At 66.6% G+C, this 17,527-nt stretch carries 16 protein-coding genes; 8 read left to right on the forward strand and 8 right to left on the reverse strand.

Annotated elements, in window-relative coordinates; all coding sequences use genetic code 11:
- Genes nuoL through A5791_RS19950 form a run of 4 tightly spaced genes read left to right on the forward strand, consistent with a single transcriptional unit; the run spans position 1 to position 5,577 of the window.
- Complete coding sequence (gene nuoL, locus A5791_RS19935; RefSeq protein ID WP_067240440.1) at positions 1–1,890, forward strand: NADH-quinone oxidoreductase subunit L; 1,890 nt, start codon at positions 1–3, stop codon at positions 1,888–1,890.
- Complete coding sequence (locus tag A5791_RS19940; RefSeq protein WP_067240567.1) at positions 1,887–3,467, forward strand: NADH-quinone oxidoreductase subunit M; 1,581 nt, start codon at positions 1,887–1,889, stop codon at positions 3,465–3,467. Before nuoL ends, A5791_RS19940 begins: the two co-directional genes overlap by 4 nt.
- Entirely contained in the window at positions 3,464–5,050 is a 1,587-nt protein-coding gene (gene nuoN, locus A5791_RS19945; RefSeq protein WP_067240442.1) for an NADH-quinone oxidoreductase subunit NuoN, read from the forward strand. The genes A5791_RS19940 and nuoN overlap by 4 nt, the downstream gene beginning before the upstream one ends.
- An 8-nt stretch (positions 5,051–5,058) precedes the next feature.
- Positions 5,059–5,577, forward strand: a complete 519-nt coding sequence (locus A5791_RS19950; RefSeq protein WP_067240443.1) for a phenolic acid decarboxylase — start codon at positions 5,059–5,061, stop codon at positions 5,575–5,577.
- A 27-nt stretch (positions 5,578–5,604) separates the two neighbouring features.
- On the opposite strand, the gene A5791_RS19955 is transcribed toward A5791_RS19950, so the two are convergent.
- From A5791_RS19955 to A5791_RS19975, 5 genes are read right to left on the reverse strand one after another with little or no spacing between them, the layout of a single operon-like run.
- Positions 5,605–6,054: a hypothetical protein gene (locus A5791_RS19955; protein ID WP_067240445.1), complete on the reverse strand. Its 450-nt coding sequence runs from the start codon at positions 6,052–6,054 to the stop codon at positions 5,605–5,607.
- A gap of 7 nt (positions 6,055–6,061) precedes the next feature.
- Positions 6,062–7,333, reverse strand: a complete 1,272-nt coding sequence (locus A5791_RS19960) for a DUF58 domain-containing protein (RefSeq protein ID WP_067240447.1) — start codon at positions 7,331–7,333, stop codon at positions 6,062–6,064.
- A gap of 19 nt (positions 7,334–7,352) precedes the next feature.
- Positions 7,353–8,321 (reverse strand): MoxR family ATPase, encoded by a 969-nt coding sequence (locus A5791_RS19965; protein WP_067240448.1) that lies wholly within the window; start codon positions 8,319–8,321, stop codon positions 7,353–7,355.
- A gap of 19 nt (positions 8,322–8,340) precedes the next feature.
- Positions 8,341–8,823 carry a hypothetical protein gene (locus tag A5791_RS19970; RefSeq protein ID WP_067240450.1) on the reverse strand — a complete coding sequence of 161 codons (483 nt, stop codon included), beginning with the start codon at positions 8,821–8,823 and terminating at the stop codon, positions 8,341–8,343.
- Complete coding sequence (locus A5791_RS19975) at positions 8,820–9,785, reverse strand: DUF4129 domain-containing protein (RefSeq protein WP_067240451.1); 966 nt, start codon at positions 9,783–9,785, stop codon at positions 8,820–8,822. Before A5791_RS19975 ends, A5791_RS19970 begins: the two co-directional genes overlap by 4 nt.
- Positions 9,786–9,972: 187 nt before the next feature.
- Here A5791_RS19975 and A5791_RS19980 point away from each other — a divergent pair, with 187 nt between their 5' ends.
- Positions 9,973–11,253: an HNH endonuclease signature motif containing protein gene (locus tag A5791_RS19980; protein WP_067240453.1), complete on the forward strand. Its 1,281-nt coding sequence runs from the start codon at positions 9,973–9,975 to the stop codon at positions 11,251–11,253.
- A gap of 3 nt (positions 11,254–11,256) precedes the next feature.
- Here A5791_RS19980 and A5791_RS19985 read toward each other — a convergent pair whose 3' ends face one another.
- Positions 11,257–12,129 (reverse strand): SDR family NAD(P)-dependent oxidoreductase, encoded by an 873-nt coding sequence (locus A5791_RS19985; RefSeq protein ID WP_067240456.1) that lies wholly within the window; start codon positions 12,127–12,129, stop codon positions 11,257–11,259.
- Positions 12,126–12,728: a TetR/AcrR family transcriptional regulator gene (locus A5791_RS19990; protein WP_067240458.1), complete on the reverse strand. Its 603-nt coding sequence runs from the start codon at positions 12,726–12,728 to the stop codon at positions 12,126–12,128. The genes A5791_RS19985 and A5791_RS19990 overlap by 4 nt, the downstream gene beginning before the upstream one ends.
- 44 nt (positions 12,729–12,772) lie before the next feature.
- On the opposite strand from A5791_RS19990, the gene A5791_RS19995 reads away from it, so the two are divergent.
- Entirely contained in the window at positions 12,773–13,918 is a 1,146-nt protein-coding gene (locus A5791_RS19995; RefSeq protein ID WP_067240460.1) for a phosphotransferase family protein, read from the forward strand.
- Complete coding sequence (locus A5791_RS20000; RefSeq protein WP_067240462.1) at positions 13,918–15,033, forward strand: hypothetical protein; 1,116 nt, start codon at positions 13,918–13,920, stop codon at positions 15,031–15,033. The genes A5791_RS19995 and A5791_RS20000 overlap by 1 nt, the downstream gene beginning before the upstream one ends.
- A gap of 43 nt (positions 15,034–15,076) precedes the next feature.
- Here the strand turns inward: A5791_RS20000 and A5791_RS20005 are convergent, their stop codons facing one another.
- Positions 15,077–16,057 (reverse strand): TIGR03617 family F420-dependent LLM class oxidoreductase, encoded by a 981-nt coding sequence (locus A5791_RS20005; protein ID WP_067240464.1) that lies wholly within the window; start codon positions 16,055–16,057, stop codon positions 15,077–15,079.
- A 117-nt stretch (positions 16,058–16,174) separates the two neighbouring features.
- Between A5791_RS20005 and A5791_RS20010 the strand changes: the two genes are divergently transcribed.
- Entirely contained in the window at positions 16,175–17,521 is a 1,347-nt protein-coding gene (locus A5791_RS20010; protein ID WP_067240467.1) for a flavin monoamine oxidase family protein, read from the forward strand.
- Positions 17,522–17,527 lie beyond the last annotated feature (6 nt).

Raw genomic sequence — 17,527 nt, forward strand, 5'->3', positions numbered from 1 at the left:
ATGACTGACTACACCTGGCTGCTGGTGGCGCTGCCGCTGGCAGGTGCCGTGATCTTGCTGTTCGGCGGCAGACGCACCGATGCCTGGGGGCATTGGCTGGGTTGCGCCGCGGCCCTGTCGGCATTCGGGGTCGGCGCCACGTTGCTGGCCGGCATGCTCGGCCGCGACGTGCCAAACCGCGCCATCCACCAGAAGGTGTTCAGCTGGATCCCGGTCGGCCAGCTGCAGGTCGACTTCGGACTGCAGATCGACCAGTTGTCAATGTGTTTCGTGCTGTTGATCACCGGCGTCGGCTCGCTGATTCACATCTATTCGGTGGCCTACATGGCTGAAGACCCGGACCGGCGCCGGTTTTTCGGCTATCTCAACCTGTTCCTGGCTTCGATGCTGCTGCTGGTCGTCGCCGACAACTACGTGCTGCTCTATGTCGGCTGGGAAGGCGTCGGCCTGGCGTCCTACCTGCTGATCGGTTTCTGGTACCACAAGCCGTCTGCGGCAACCGCGGCCAAGAAGGCATTCGTGATGAACCGTGTCGGGGATGCCGGTCTTGCACTGGGCATGTTCCTGATGTTCAGCACATTCGGGACTCTGTCGTACGCAGGGGTATTCGCCGGTGCCACGGGTGCTTCCCGTGGCACGCTGACCGCGATGGGTCTGCTGTTGCTGCTGGGCGCGTGCGCCAAGTCCGCGCAGGTTCCGCTGCAAGCCTGGTTGGGCGACGCGATGGAGGGTCCCACCCCGGTGTCGGCACTGATCCACGCGGCCACCATGGTGACCGCCGGCGTGTACCTGATCGTGCGGTCCAACCCCCTCTACAATCTCTCGCCCGACGCGCAGCTGGCCGTGGTCACCGTCGGCGCCATCACGCTGCTGTTCGGGGCGATCATCGGCTGCGCCAAGGACGACATCAAACGCGCGCTGGCGGCGTCGACGATCAGCCAGATCGGCTACATGGTGCTGGCTGCCGGCCTGGGCCCGGCCGGCTACGCGTTCGCGATCATGCACCTGCTCACCCACGGTTTCTTCAAGGCCGGCCTGTTCCTGGGGTCCGGAGCGGTGATCCACGCCATGCACGAAGAACAGGACATGCGACGTTACGGTGGCCTGCGTGCGGCGCTGCCGGTCACGTTCGCCACATTCGGCCTGGGCTACCTGGCGATCATCGGTGTGCCCCCGTTCGCGGGCTTCTGGTCCAAGGACGCCATCATCGAAGCCGCGCTGGGCGCCGGCGACACCCACGGATACGTGCTGGGTGGCGCAGCACTGCTCGGTGCGGGCATCACCGCGTTCTACATGACGCGGGTGATGCTGATGACTTTCTTCGGCGAAAAGCGCTGGGCACCAGGCCTGCATCCACACGAGGCACCCGCATTGATGACGTGGCCGATGATCCTGCTGGCCGTCGGGTCGGTGTTCTCCGGCGGGCTGTTCATGGCCGGCGGCAGCCTGCAGCACTGGCTCGAACCGGTCGTCGGCGTTCATGAAGAGGTCGCCCATGCCGTTCCGCGCCTGGTCACCACCGGGCTTGCGCTGGCCGTCGTCGCCATCGGGATCGTGGTGGCCTACCGGATGTATGGCGGCAAGGTGGAAATCCCCAGGGTGGCCCCGGTCGAAGTCTCGGTGCTGACCACCGCGGCACGCGCCGACCTGTACGGCGATGCCTTCAACGAGGAGGTGTTCATGCGCCCTGGTGGGCAGTTGACCAACGGGCTGGTCGCGGTTGACAACGCGGGCGTTGACGGCTCGGTCAACGCGTTGGCGGGGCTGGTGAGCCTGACCTCGAATCGGCTGCGGCGAATGCAAACCGGCTTCGCGCGCAACTATGCGTTGTCCATGCTGGCCGGAGCGGCCCTGGTGGTCGCTCTCCTGCTGGCGGTGCACCTGTGGTGAGCGGCAACATACCGTGGCTGACGGTGCTGTGGCTGGTGCCGCTGGCCGGTTCCGTGCTGATCATCGTGCTGCCACCGGCATGGCGGGAGCTGGCCAAATGGACCGGCCTGTTCGTCAGTGGGCTCACGCTGGCGGTGGCCATCGTCATCACGGTCGGCTTCGACACCACCGACGGCGCCCCTTACCAGTTCGTCGAAAGCCATAGGTGGATACCGGCATTCGGTGCCGGCTACACCCTCGGTGTAGACGGCATCGCGGTGGTGCTGGTGATACTGACCGCGGTGCTAGTCCCACTGCTGCTGGTGGCCGGCTGGCACGACGGGGGCGAGCGCACCCGCGGCGTACACGCCTACGTCGCCCTGACATTGGCGATCGAGTCGATGGTGCTGATCTCCGTCGTCGCGCTGGACGTATTGCTGTTCTACGTGTTCTTCGAGGCCATGCTCATCCCGATGTATTTCCTCATCGGCGGCTTCGGCCAAGGACCCGGACGGTCACGCGCCGCGGTGAAGTTCTTGCTGTACAACCTGTTCGGTGGGTTGATCATGCTGGCGGCGGTGATCGGGCTGTACGTCGTGACCTCGCAGCACGGCTCCGGCACCTTCGACTTCCAGCAGATCGTGACCGGGTTCCGTATCGGCTACTACCGCGCCGACCCCGCGGTGATCAAGGCGCTCTTCCTGGGCTTCATGTTCGCGTTCGCCATCAAGGCCCCGCTGTGGCCGTTCCACCGCTGGTTGCCCGACGCCGCGGTCGAGTCGACACCGGCCACCGCCGTGCTGATGATGGCGGTGATGGACAAGGTCGGCACCTTTGGCATGCTGCGCTACTGCCTGCAGCTGTTCCCCGGCGCCTCAACGTATTTCCGTCCGCTGATCGTTGGCCTGGCCATCGTCGGGGTGATCTACGGTGCGATCGTCGCTATCGGCCAGACCGACATGATGCGGCTGATCGCCTACACCTCGATCTCCCACTTCGGGTTCATCATCGCGGGCATCTTCGTGATGACGACTCAGGGTCAGAGCGGCTCGACGCTCTATATGCTCAACCACGGCCTTTCCACCGCGGCGGTGTTCCTCATCGCGGGCTTCCTGATAGCCCGGCACGGCAGCCGAACGATCTCCGACTACGGGGGCGTCCAGAAGGTGGCGCCCATCCTGGCCGGTACCTTCCTGGTATCGGCCATGGCCACCCTGTCGTTGCCCGGCCTGGCCCCGTTCATCAGTGAATTCCTGGTGCTGCTGGGCACATTCAACCGCTACTGGCTGGCAGCGGCATTCGGCGTCACCGCGCTGGTCCTGTCGGCCATCTACATGCTGTGGCTCTATCAGCGGATGATGACCGGGCCGGTGGCCAAGGGCAACGAACGGATCCGTGATCTGGTGGGGCGTGAAATGGTCGTCGTGGCACCGCTTATCGCGTTACTCTTCGTGCTCGGGGTCTACCCCAAACCGGTGCTGGACATCATCAACCCCGCGGTTGAGAACACCATGACGACTATCGGCCAGCACGATCCTGCGCCGCGCGTGCCGCCGGGTCAGGCCGCCCCCCGCCCAGCCGAAGGACCGCACCGATGACCCTGCCCAGCCCCAGCGTCGAGTATTTCCTGCTGTGCCCGATGCTCATCGTCTTCGGGGTCGCGGTGGTCGGCGTGCTGGTGGAAGCGTTCGTGCCACGAGGGGCCCGTTACCTCGCGCAGGTCACGCTTGCCCTCGGCGGTTTGATTGCGGCGTTCGTCGCCGTCATCTTCGTGGCCAGGTCGCTGGGGGCATCCGGGCGTTCCGCGGTGCTGGGCGCGGTGGCCGTTGATCGACCGACGTTGTTCCTGCAGGGCACTATCCTGCTCGTCGCGGTAATGGCCGTCATCTTCATGGCCGAGCGCAACGTCCGCATAACCGGGCAGACCAAAGTACCTGTGGCGGCGGGCCATTCGGGCGGTTTGGATTCGTTTACCCCGCAAGCATCCGCGGTGCCTGGCAGCGGCACCGAGCGTGAGGCGGAGCGGGCAGGAGCGGCCCAGACGGAGCTCTTCCCGCTGGCCATGCTGTCCGTCGGCGGCATGATGGTGTTCCCCGCGTCCAACGACCTGTTAACGATGTTCGTTGCGCTGGAAGTTCTTTCGCTGCCGCTGTACCTGATGTGCGGGCTGGCCCGCCACCGCCGCCTGCTGTCGCAGGAAGCGGCGATGAAATACTTCCTGCTGGGCGCGTTCTCGTCCGCCTTTTTCCTCTACGGCGTCGCGCTGCTCTACGGCGCGACCGGCACCCTGACGCTGCCGTTGATCCGCAAAGCTCTTGCGGCGCACGGCGATACCTCGCTGGCCTTGGTCGGCGTCGCGCTGCTGTCGGTCGGCCTGCTGTTCAAGGTCGGCGCGGTGCCCTTCCACTCCTGGATTCCCGACGTCTACCAGGGTGCTCCCACCCCGATCACCGGGTTCATGGCCGCGGCCACCAAGACCGCTGCGTTCGGCGCGCTGCTGCGGGTGGTTTATGTGGCGCTGCCGCCGCTGCACGACCAGTGGCGACCGGTGCTGTGGGCGATTTCGATCCTGACCATGACGGTGGGCACCATCACCGCGGTGAACCAGACCGACGTCAAGCGGATGCTGGCCTATTCGTCGGTCGCTCACGTCGGTTTCATCCTCACCGGCGTGATCGCCGACAACCCCGCGGGACTGTCGTCGACGTTGTTCTACCTGGTTGCTTACAGCTTCAGCACCGTCGGCGCGTTCGCCATCGTCGGCCTGATCCGCAATGCCGACGGAGTAGAGGACGCCGACCTCTCCCACTGGGCCGGGCTCGGGCAGCGCTCCCCGATTGTGGGCGTGATGATGTCGATGTTCTTGCTGGCCTTCGCCGGCATCCCGCTGACCAGTGGATTCGTCAGCAAGTTCGCGGTGTTCAAGGCAGCCGCCGAGGGCGGCGCCGTGCCGCTGGTGGTTATCGGTGTGGTTTCCAGTGGGGTGGCCGCGTACTTCTACGTGCGGGTGATCGTGCTGATGTTCTTCACCGAGGGCTCGGACGACACGCCGCATGTCCACGCGCCGGGTATCCTGAGCAAGGCCGCCATCGCGGTATGTGCCGCGGTCACAGTGGTTTTGGGCATCGTCCCGCAGCCGCTGCTCGACCTGGCCAACCAGGCCGCCCAGTTGCTGCACTGAGTTGACCCATGACCAGCGTTGCCAATCCTATTCCCGCACAAGATCTTTCCGGCATCGTCGGACACCGCTTCATTTACACCTACGCCAACGGCTGGCAGTACGAGATGTACGTCAAGAACGACACGACTATCGACTACCGCATCCACTCTGGACACGTCGGCGGGCGGTGGGTCAAAGACCAGCAGGTCAACCTGGTCCAACTCGACGACGACAGTTTCAAAGTGTCCTGGACCGAACCAACCGGGACCTGCGTGGCCGTCAACATCTTGCCGGCCAAACGTCGAATCCACGGTGTGATCTTCTTCCCGCAGTGGGTCCGCACACACGGTGAGCGCACGGTCTGCTTCCAGAACGAACATCTGGACCAGATGCGCGCCTACCGTGACCAAGGCCCCACCTATCCCATTTACGAGGTCCCCGAATTCGCTCACATCACGCTGTTCGAGTTCGTCGGAATCAACGACGAGACCATCATCGACACCGCGCCTCAGGATCTACCGCCGGGATGGTCCAATCGCACAAACTAGCCCACACCAGGCTTTTCGGCTGAGGGCTCAGCCCAGAAACGGGCGCGTGGCCAATACATAGATCGCCAGCACCGCCAATGGCGCCACCAAAGGCAGCCACGGCAACTGCAACGGGAATGCCGTTGCCACCAGCCCGGCGAAGGTAAAGCCCACGGCCGCAATGATTGTCGGTCCACTGCCCAAAACGGTGCCCACGGGCGTGCCGATGGCGTGCCGGCACACCAGGTAAGCCGCGGCGCACAGTCCGGACACCGCCGCGATCGTCGCAGGCGGACCGGACAGCACGATGGTGCCGACGGTCAGCAGCACCGCAAGCGTTGCGGCCGGACGGTAAGCCAGGCCCACGGCCGCCGCAAGCAGCGCTGCCACTCCGGCGGCAAACGCCGGCCCATGGGATCCGAGCGCGGCCGAACTGACCATGAGGAGCCCGAATGCCGCCGCCAGGGCACGGGCTCCGGGCTGGGTCGTGGTTGTCATGTCAGCGCTATCTCCGTATCCGGCGACGCCGGTCGGGCAACGCACCCATCGACTGCTCCAGGGTGTCCTCGCCGTGCCAGGCGATTACATCGACGCCGAGGGTGGCCATGTCGCGGTACATCGCGGAGCGTTGCAGTGCCCACATCCGGATCACCAGGGGCGCCTGTTCATCCTCGAAGGGCGAGCTGTCCAGAACGTCGACGGCCACCACGACGTGCCCGCGCTTGCGAAGGTCGATCAACGCCAGCGCGAATTCGGTGTCCAGCAGCGTGGAGAACGCGATGACGATCGCACCGGTGGGAATAGCCGCGCGCGGGGCCAGTGTCCCCGTTGTGCTTTCGAACCGGTCGCCCGCGTCGAGCACGGTATCGAGGATCCGATAGAACTGGCGCTGCCCGATGTCGGCGCCAAGCCATCTCGGGCGGTTGCCGCCGAGCGCGACGACCCCCGCGCGGTCGCCGCTTCGCAACGCGGACTGCACCACCTGGGCAGCGCCCCGCACGATTCGTTCGGTCGCCTCGGTCGCCGGGCCCGGCGGCTGCTGATAGGTGTCGATCAGCACCACCACGTCAGCGGCGCGGTCGGTCAATCGCTGCGTCACATGCAGCCGGCCACGGCGCGCGCTCACCGGCCAGTTCACCGCGCGTAGTTGGTCCCCGGGGACGTAGGGGCGGATGTCGGCGTATTCCACACCCGGGCCGATAAAGCGGGTGAGGTGGGTGCCCAAGCGGTCCAGGAGCTCAGTCTGTGGAATCGCCGTCGACTGCGGCGGCGTCAACGGAAACACGATGACGTGCGCGGCGTCAACTGTCCCGGTACCCGTCAGCAACCCCCCGCGCGCGACCACATCCACCCTCGCCCGGATCGGGTAACGGCCCCAGCGTTGCGCCACCGCCACAACAGATTTCCGGTCCGCCTCCTCGGCCACCTCGAGCTGCATTCCCTCGACGGCCAAGACGGTGAGTTCGACTCCCGACACTCCACGGGTTTCCGATGGTGAGCCGGCTTCATCCCTTTGCGGGGTGGCCCAGACGGTCACTCGCGCCGGCTCGGTTTCGAAGAGCCGCTGCGAGTCGGGCTCCCCGTGTACTCGTATCTTCTGCACCGGCCGCTGCCAGGTGATCGAGCACAACACACCGAGCAGAGGCGCCGCGAATGCGATCAGCTGCCAGCGGCCGCCGATAACCGCTGCGGCCAAGGCGAATCCGGCGCAGGTGGCGATTGCGCGGGTCAGTTTTGATGCCCGCCAGCATAACTCGACTTCCTGACTCTCGATCACGCCGGTCCCGCCCGGAGTCTCATTTCGTGCGCGGAACGGGCAAGCGCCGCAATAGTTCCCCGACCACGTCGGCGCCCTGAATCTTTCGCACCCACATCTCGGGCCGCAAGGTGATCCGGTGCGCCACCGCCGCCGTGGCGAGCGCCTTGACGTCTTCGGGGATCACATAGTCGCGGCCCAGCAGCAGGGCCCGGGCACGGGCGAGTTGGACCAGGTCGAGTTCGGCTCTGGGACTTGCGCCCACCGCCACCTGCGGATGATGCCGGGTCGCGTTGGCCAGCGAGACGACATAGTGCAACACGTCCTCGTGCACGGTCACCTGCTCGACCGATTCGCGCATGGCCAGCAGATCGTGGGCGTCCACGACCTGATTCACCGTCGCCTCGGCCGACCCGCGTTCCAGGCGGCGGCGCAGCATCGCGGTCTCGTCACTCTCGGAGAGGTAGCGCAATTCCAGCCGGATCGCGAACCGGTCCAGCTGTGCCTCCGGCAACGGATACGTGCCCTCGTACTCGATCGGGTTGTCGGTGGCCAGGACGATGAAAGGTGTTGACAGTTTATGGGTTTGGCCGTCGATACTTACTTGGCCTTCGGCCATCGCCTCCAGCAACGCGGCCTGGGTCTTGGGCGGTGTGCGGTTGATCTCGTCGGCGAGCAGCAGGTTGGTGAAAATGGGCCCGGCGCGGAATTCGAAATGGCCCGACTGCATGTCGTAGATGGTCGAGCCGAGCAGGTCCGCGGGCAGCAGGTCGGGCGTGAACTGGACCCGGGTGAATTGCAGGCCCAACGCGGAAGCGAAGGATCGGGCGATCAAGGTCTTGCCGAGACCGGGCAGATCTTCGATCAGCACGTGGCCGCGGGCAAGGACCGCGGTGAGGATGAGCGTGAGCGCGGAGCGCTTGCCGACCACGACCCGTTCGATTTCGTCGAGCACCGCCTCGCAATGGGAAGTGGTTTTACTGGGCGCCCAAGCGGCCGGCATAGTCATATCTCGGTGGCGCCTCTCATCACACTTGCTCCAACCTGTGCAGGATCTCTTCGAACGTCGCCCGGCCGGGGCCCGGGGCGCGGTCACCGGTACGAGTGACGTTGTTCGGATTGACCCATTCCCATAATTCGGGGCCGAACAGCATCCGGCCGGTCGCATGAAACGCCGTGGGGTCCTTGGCCTGTCCATGGCCGGTGGCGATCTCGAAGCGCCGGGCCAGCATTGGACGCAAATGCCGGTCCCAGTCCGCGCGGGTGGACTCCGACCACCGGATCGTCGTCTCGGTGGTGGCCAGCCAGCGGCGCAACCCGTCGCCGAGATCGTCGGGATCACCGTCGATTTCGGGTCCGGCCTGGTGTCCCACCAGCCGGCGAACGTTGAGTAGCACCAGGGCCACCGCCGCCCCAGCCCCCGCCAGCACGAACCGACGGTCCTGCAGGATCAGCGCCAGCAACTCGATCCCGATAATCAGGCAAGCCCCTAGGGCGATAAGCCTTTTCATGCGTTACCCCGGATGCCGGTCCGCGGTGCGAGTTCATCGAGAACCAGCCTGAGCACCCGCAGCGCCACCTCGCGGTGGCCTTCGTTCATCACGTGCGGGCTGAACCGGGCCTCCGCGAACAGGTTTACCAGTTGCACTGCGTTATCGACATGCAGCGCATGGTGTTCGACGGCGCGGGCCAGCACCTCGGTGGCGGTGTCGAAGTCCTGAGGGACGGCATCGGGGACATTCGCGAGCTCACGTTCCATCGCCGCATAGCAGGCGATGATCGCCTCTCGCGGTTCGCGGCTGAGGTCGGCGATCTCGGCAAGCCCGACTTCGGCCGCTCGCACCAGGGATTCCGAATCCGGCTGCGGCGCCACTTTTTCGACATAATCGTCGACGACGGTCGCCGGTGTGGCCGCCTGCCGGCGCCGTCGTGACATCAGGATCGCTCCGGCGACGATGATGAGCATCATCGGAAGCGCACCGGCCAGCAGGACTTTGAACATGTCGCCCCCGCCCTGGGGCGAGTTTTGCACTGGCGCCGGCGACGGTGTTGCGGTACCGGTGGCCGGCGCGGAAGCGGTCGGATTCGTGGTACTCACCGAGGAACTGACGTCATGCGGCGCGGATAACCGGGCCAGCAGCAATGCGATCAACAGCCAGGCAACGATCACCGCGAATCCGATCAGCAACACGCGCCAATTCGCTCGTCCCCTGCCGCCGCCGAGCATCTCGGGCAGATTGCGCGTGTGCGGCGCCACCGCCTGTGGATCTCGCAACCGTGCAATGACCGCCATCGCCACCAGCGCCAGCGTCACGCTCAATATCGCCACGATGATCATCAGCGCCGCACGATTGCCGATCAGCTCGTTGCGTGTCGAACGATCATGGGCCGGAAGGTATCCGCGCAAGGCAGCAGCTACGAGCAGCAACAGCACTATCAGGACAACGACGCGCCCCGTGGGCTTCTCAGTCACGAGGCGGCCAATACCGGCTTGCGCGCGAGGATCCGGCGCAGGGTTGGCTTGCAGTTGCGCCGGCGCCGCACCGAGGCAGGCGATCGCCCCATAGCGGAAGGCTAGCGGCGCTGACCCACTCGGGTCTAGTTCGCTTAGGTCGTGGCGGCGGCAGCAGTTGTCGGCGGCGTCGTGTATAGTCGAACACATGTTCGAATCATTGACGTATCTGGATCCCGCCGCCGACGAGGCCGCGTTGATTGCGCGTATCGCCGAACTCGAACACGCCAAGTCCGCGGCCGCCGCGACCCAGGCCCGCGCGGCGGTCCAATTGGAGACGGCGCGACGGGCCGCCGAGGCCGACGCCGGGGTCCCCGCCGCGCGGCGTGGGCGCGGGGTGGCCAGCGAGATCGCGCTGGCCCGCCGCGACTCTCCGGCGCGCGGTGGCCGGCATCTGGGGTTGGCCAAGGCGTTGGTGCACGAGATGCCGCACACCCTCGCCGCGCTGCAATCCGGGATGCTCTCCGAATGGCGGGCCACGTTGATCGTGCGTGAGTCCGCCTGCCTGGAAGTGGACGATCGCCGCGCGCTGGACAAGGAGTTGTGCGCAGACCCCGCCACTCTGGACGGCATGGGGGATGCGCGGATCGCCGCGGCCGCCAAGGCGATCGCCTACCGGCTGGACCCGCACGCCGTGGTCGAGCGCGCCGCCAAAGCCGAGGCCGACCGCACGGTCAGCATCCGCCCAGCCCCGGACACCATGACCTATGTGAGCGCGCTGTTGCCAGTCGCCCAGGGCGTTGGGGTGTATGCGGCGTTGCGCCGCGCCGCCGACACCACCTTCGATGGGCGCTCGCGCGGGCAGGTGATGGCCGACACCCTCATCGAGCGCATCACCGGCGTGGCCGCCGCGGTGCCCGCCCCGATCGCGGTCAATCTGGTGCTCACCGATGAGACCCTATTCGGTGGCGCCAGGACGCCGGCCGAGGTGAGCGGTTATGGGCCCATCCCCGCGGCTGTGGCCCGCACCCTGGTGGCCTCGGCCGTCACTGATCGACGCTCGCGCGCCACGCTTCGACGGCTCTACGCCCACCCACGCAGCGGGGCACTGGTGACGATGGAATCACGGGCACGACGCTTTCCGCGCGGGCTCGCCAAGTTCATCGAGTTACGCGACCAGCGATGCCGCACCCCCTACTGCGACGCCCCGATCCGACACCGCGACCACGCCCGACCCTGGGCCAAAGGCGGACACACCACCGCCGAAAACGGGCTCGGATGCTGCGAGCGCTGCAACTACGCCAAGGAAGCCCCCGGCTGGCAAGTCACGACCAACACCGAAAACCACACCCACACCGCCGAATTCGCCACACCCACCGGCGCACACTACCGATCCACCGCCCCACCACTACCCGGTCATCTCAAAATCGACATCAGCGAAGTCGAAACCGCCATCGGCATCGCGATGATCGACTTACACGCCGCCTGACAATTAATCCAGCGTGAACGGCCGAAAGCTGCCGTCGAGGACCTGGTGATGGCCAATCGTGCGTCCGGTGACCCGGGCCGGATCGACCAGTACCAGTTCCACCGCTGCTTGCGCGAATTCCTCAGCCGGCGCGGTGTCGACGAATTCGCGCGCGTAGTAGGACAAGCCCGGCGTCATGATCGGCTTCGACGGCGACAGCGCATTCACCGCGATGTTGTGATCGGCGAGATCGAACGCCGCGCACTGGGTGAGATGCTCGAGCGCGGCCTTGGAGCCGCCGTAACCCGGCAGCACACCGGCGCTGCGGTCGGGATAGGGCCCATCGCCGGGCATGCGCGATGCGACCGAGGTGATGTTGACGATCGAGCCGCCACCCGCGGCGATCATGTCGGGACAGACCAGCTGCATCAGCTCGTAGGCCGCGAATACGCCGATGTCGAAATGCCGCCGGTATGCGGCCAACGGTGTGCTGACGAACCCCGGCCAGCCAGGTTTGCCGCCGATCGGCTTGGCCGGCTTGGCTTGCCCCTCCGTGCCGCGCGCCGGCCGGCCGGGCGCGGTGAACGCCGCGTTGTTGATCAGAATCGTGATGGGGCCCAACGCATCTCGCGTGGATGCCACCAATCCGGCGACATCGTCGCGGTCGGTCAGGTCGGCCCGCACCGCCACCGCGCGTCCGCCTGCCGCCTCGATGTCCGCAACGGTCTCGCCAATGGTGCCGGGCAATCGGTCGTCCCACACCTGTTCGGTACGGCCGGCGACGGCCACCGCCGCGCCGTCTGCGGCGAGCGCCAGCGCGATCGCGCGGCCCAGCCCGCGGCTGCCGCCGGTGACGATCGCGGCACGGCCCGCGAGCCGCGGGCGCGCCGACGTCATCGGGTCACCCCGTGCACCAGGATCGCGGCAGTCTGTTCCACCCAGGCCTCGTCCAGCTTTTCGTCGGGGCGCAGCAGCATCCGCAGCATCGTCGTTCCCCCAATCAACTCGATCAACCGGTCCGGATCCACATCTGGATGCGCCTCGCCGCGGTCGACGGCTTCGCGCAGTCGCACCCGCACCGCGGTGAACAGGTCCGCGAAGCGCGACATCACCCGGGCGTTGAGCTCGGCATCGGCCGTCATGTCGGCCACCAGTCCCGGCAATGCGGCGCGGACCACCGGGGTGGTGAAGACATCTCGCGTGGCCTCGATCATCATCCGGATGTCCGCGGCGATATCACCGGCCGGAGCCTCCAGCGCCGTGGGCGCGACTGGGAACGCCGCCTCGTGCACCAACTCGGCCTTGCTCGACCATCGCCGGTACAGCGCCGATTTGGTGGTTCCGGCGCGCTCGGCGACGGCGGCCAGACTGAGGTTCGAATATCCGATCTCCACAAGCAGTTCCGCGGTCGCGGCCAAGATAGCCGAGTCGATGCGCGGATCGCGGGGCCGCCCGGCGCCGGGGGCCTTGTCAAGGGAGGACGGGTCTGCTTTCATAACGCTACCTACCGTATCGTAATTACCTCGCGAAGGAAGCACCCGTGCCCAACGAACCCGCTGTCGAAGATGTGGGCCGCATGCAGCGCTCCAGCCGGGACACCACCGCCGTCCCGAGCCTGATGTCGCGATGGCTGTCGACGGTACTGCCCGGCGGCGTGACCCCCGAGGTGACCGTGGAAAGCGGCGTCGACTCCACGGGCATGTCGTCGGAGACCATCATCCTGACCGCCCGCTGGCCGGAGAACGGCCAACCGGTCGAGCAGAAGCTGGTGGCCCGGGTCGCCCCCACCAAAGAAGACGTGCCGGTGTTCCCGACCTACCGCCTCGACCACCAATTCGACGTCATCCGGAAGGTCGGCGAACTGACCGACGTCCCGGTCCCCCGGGTGCGCTGGATCGAGACCACCGGCGAGGTGCTGGGCACGCCGTTCTTCCTGATGGACTACGTCGACGGCGTGGTGCCGCCGGACGTCATGCCGTATACGTTCGGCGGCAACTGGTTTGCCGACGCGCCTGCCGAGCAGCAGCGCAAGCTACAGGACGGCTCTGTCGAGATACTGGCCACCTTGCATTCAATCCCTCATGCAGAGCAGGTATTTGGCTTCTTGACCCAGGGACTGCCCGGTGATACCGCGCTGCGCCGGCACTTCGGCTGGGTGCGGTCGTGGTATGACTTCGCGGTGCCCGACATCGGCCGATCACCGTTGGTGGAGCGCAGTTTGCAATGGCTACAAGACAATTGGCCCGACGAGGCCGCCGCCCGGGAGCCGGTACTGCTGTGGGGTGACGCTCGGGTAGGCAACGTCTTGTACCGCGACTTTGCGCCGGTGGCGGTGCTGGACTGGGAAATGGTGACGCTGGGTCCGCGTGAGCTCGACGTTGCGTGGATGATCTACGCGCACAAGGTGTTCGAGGAACTCGCCGGCTTGGCCGGGCTGCCGGGCCTGCCAGATGTCATGCGTGAAGAAGACGTCCGCGCCACCTACCAGCGGCTCACCGGCGTGGAACTCGGTGACCTGCACTGGTTTTACGTGTACTCCGGCGTCATGTGGGCGTGTGTCTTCATGCGGACCAGCGCGCGCCGCATTCACTTCGGCGAACTGGCCAGGACCGACGACCCAAACTTCGTCGAGTCGCTGTTCTACCACGCCGCCTTGATGAAACGTCTTATCGGAGAGGATCACTGATGCTAGGCCCACTTGACGAGTACCCCGTACATCAGGTCCCCCAGCCGATCGCCTGGCCGGGCTCGTCGGACCGCAACTTCTACGACCGCTCCTACTTCAACGCCCACGACCGCACCGGGGACATCTTCGTGATCAGCGGCATCGGCTACTACCCCAACCTCGGCGTGAAGGACGCGTTCTTTCTTGTCCGCCGCGGAGATACCCAGACGGCGGTGCACCTTTCCGACGCCATCGACCAGGACCGGCTGAATCAGAACGTCAACGGCTACCGTGTTCAGGTCATCGAGCCGCTGCACAAGGTGCGGATCGTTCTCGACGAAACCGAGGGCATTGCGGCCGATCTCACCTGGAACGGCCTGTTCGACGTGGTCCAGGAGCAACCGCACATCCTGCGCTCGGGGAACCGGGTGACGCTGAACGCGCAGCGATTCGCCCAGCTCGGCAGCTGGAGCGGGCGGCTCGTGGTCGACGGCGAGGAGATCACCGTCGATCCCGCGACCTGGATCGGCAGCCGCGACCGGTCCTGGGGCATCCGGCCCATCGGTGAGCCCGAACCGGCGGGCCGGCCCGCCGACCCACCGTTCGAGGGCATGTGGTGGCTCTATGTGCCGATCGCGTTCGACGACTTCGCCATCGTGCTCATCATCCAGGAGGAGCCCAGCGGTTTCCGCTCCCTCAACGACTGCACCCGAGTGTGGCGCGACGGGCGCGTCGAGCAGCTGGGCTGGCCGCGGGTCAAGATCCACTACCGCTCCGGCACCCGCATCCCGACTGGGGCCACCATCGACGCAACCTCCCCCGACGGCACCCCGGTTCACTTCGACGTGGAGTCCAAGCTGCCGGTGCCGATCCATGTCGGCGGCGGCTACGGCGGCGACTCGGACTGGTTACACGGGATGTGGAAGGGCGAGAAGTTCGTCGAGCGGCTGACCTACGACATGACCGACCCGGCGATCATCGCCAGGTCCGGCTTCGGCGTCATCGATCACGTCGGCCGGGCGGTATGCCGCGACGGCGACAACGAACCCGTGGAGGGTTGGGGCCTTTACGAGCACGGCGCGCTGGGCCGCCACGACCCCTCCGGCTTCGCCGACTGGTTGACGGTCGCTCCATAGCAAGGACACGAAAAGGCTTGGCTTAGGCCCGCATTCGGGGCCGTCACCGGAGTTGGTCGATGATCGCGGCCAGCGTCGCCGTGCCGATCGGCGTCGGTTGGTACAGGCAGACCGTGTCGGAGACGCCGTCGACGCGGTCCCGGATGTACGCCGCGATTTCGGCGGGTGTGCCGCATGCCGCCAGGGTCCGCATGATGTCGTCGGAGATCAGACCGCCCATCTCCTGCCAGCGCCCCTGCTTGGACATCGCATTGAGTTCGGGCTGCAGGTCCTCCCAGCCGTGTGCGGCCAGCACCGGCCGGTACGCCGGCGTGGAGCCGTAGAACGCCAGCAACCGCCGGGTCCCCGCGGCGGCCGATTCCTGTTCCTCTTCGGTCTCGCCCGCCGACACGATGATCTCGGGAACGACGGTGAAGTCCTCCGGCCACCGGCCGCGTGCCTGCAACCCGGCACGCACCGCCGGCATCGTGGACTCGCGCAGGAACCGCTTGGACCCGAACGGCATCACCAGGAGACCATCGGCATGCTCGGCGGTGGCGCGGGTCAACTTCGGCCCCAGTGCACCCACGTAGATCGGCGGCGGACCGTAGGGGTTCGGCCCGGGGCTGAAGGTGGGCGTCATCAGCGTGTGCCGATAATAGTCGCCGTGAAAGTCCAAGCGGCCCCCGGAGTTCCATGCTTCGAAGATCGCCCGTAACGCTCCGATAAGTTCGGTCATGCGGGCGACCGGGTTGTCGAATTGAGCCCCGAACCGCTTCTCGATCTGCGGCCGGATCTGGGTACCGAGGCCGAGAAAGAACCGTCCGCCGCTCAGCAGCTGGTGATCGTTGGCCTGATGGGCCAAATGTATCGGGTTACGCGGAAAGGCGATCGCCACATTCGTCAGGAGGTCCAGGCCGCCCACCGTGGCCGCCAGCGTCAGCGGCGCGAACACGTCGTGCGGCCCCTCGAAGGTGGCAACACCGCTGGCACCGGCGTCGCGCAGTTCCCGCGCGCGCTCGGCGGCATCGGTGAGCCCGTACAAAGCGGTGAAGACTTTAACGCGCCCAGGCTACTCAATGGGCCGCTAATCGCGGCCCGATGCCCTTCCCAACCTGATTAAAGGCCACACCAACCGATGAAATGCGGTTCACTATAGGGCGTGACAAACCCGCCGTGGATTGTCGACGTTGCGGTGGTGGGCGCCGGCTTCGCCGGACTAGCCGCGGCCCGCGACCTCAAACAGCAAGGCTACGACGTGCTGGTGTTCGAAGGTCGCGACCGAGTGGGCGGACGCTCCTTCACCGGCAGCGTCGCCGGCTTGCCCGTCGATATGGGTGCCGCCTTCGTTGGCCCGACCCAGGACGCCGTCCTGGCCCTGGCGGCCGACCTGCAGGTCGGCACCACACCGACCTACCACAACGGCAAGAACCTTATCCATTGGCGTGGCTGGGCACGCCCGTATCGCGGGACCATCCCGAATCTTTCGCTGACCGGACTGCTCGACATCGCCCGCTTGCGTTGGCAATTCGATCGAATCTCCCGGACAGTGCCCCGCGCCGCGCCGTGGGATGCGCGCCGCGCCCGCGAGCTGGACGAGCTCTCGCTGGCCGGGTGGTTGCGCTCGGTGCGGGCCACCGCGTCGTCGCGCACGCTGATGGCCATCATGGCTCGGGTGACTTGGGGGTGCGAGCCCGACGAAGTTTCCATGCTGCATGCCGCCCGCTACACGCACGCCGCCGGCGGCCTGGACCGGTTACTCGACGTCGAAAACGGTGCCCAGCAGGACCGGTTCCCGGGCGGCACGCAGCAGATCGCGGAGGCAGCGGCGGCCGAACTCGGCGCAGCCGTGGTGCTCAACGCACCGGTCCGGCGCATCGACCGGCACGGCGCCGGCGTGACGATTACCTCCGACCGGGGTCAGGCCGAAGCCGGATTCGTCATCGTCGCCGTCCCGCCTGCCCACCGCATGTCCATCGAGTTCACTCCGCCGTTGCCCAGCGAGTACGAGCAGCTCGCCACGCACTGGCCACAGGGCCGGCTCAGCAAGGCCTACGCCGCCTACCCGACCCCGTTCTGGCGGGCCAACGGCTTCTCCGGCATGGCACTGTCCGACGAAGGCCCGGTGTTCATCACCTTCGACGTCAGCCCGCACGCCGACGGGCCGGGGATCCTGATGGGCTTCGCCGACGCCCGCGCCTTCGACTCGCTTCCCGACGAGGAGCGCCGCCGCAACTCCCTGCGCTGCTTCGCGTCGTTGTTCGGCGACGACGCGCTCAAGCCCCTCGACTATGTCGATTATCGTTGGGGCGCCGAGGAATTCGCGCCAGGAGGCCCCACCGCCGCGGTGCCGCCGGGATCGTGGACCCGATACGGTCAGTGGTTACGTGAACCGGTCGGACCGATTCACTGGGCCGGCACCGAGACCGCCGAGGAATGGACCGGGTACCTCGACGGCGCCGTCAGGTCCGGCCAGCGTGCGGCCGCCGAGGTGTCTGAACTGCTGTGAGGGCGG

This window comes from Mycobacterium sp. 852002-51163_SCH5372311, assembly GCF_001667115.1.
Lineage (GTDB): Bacteria > Actinomycetota > Actinomycetes > Mycobacteriales > Mycobacteriaceae > Mycobacterium.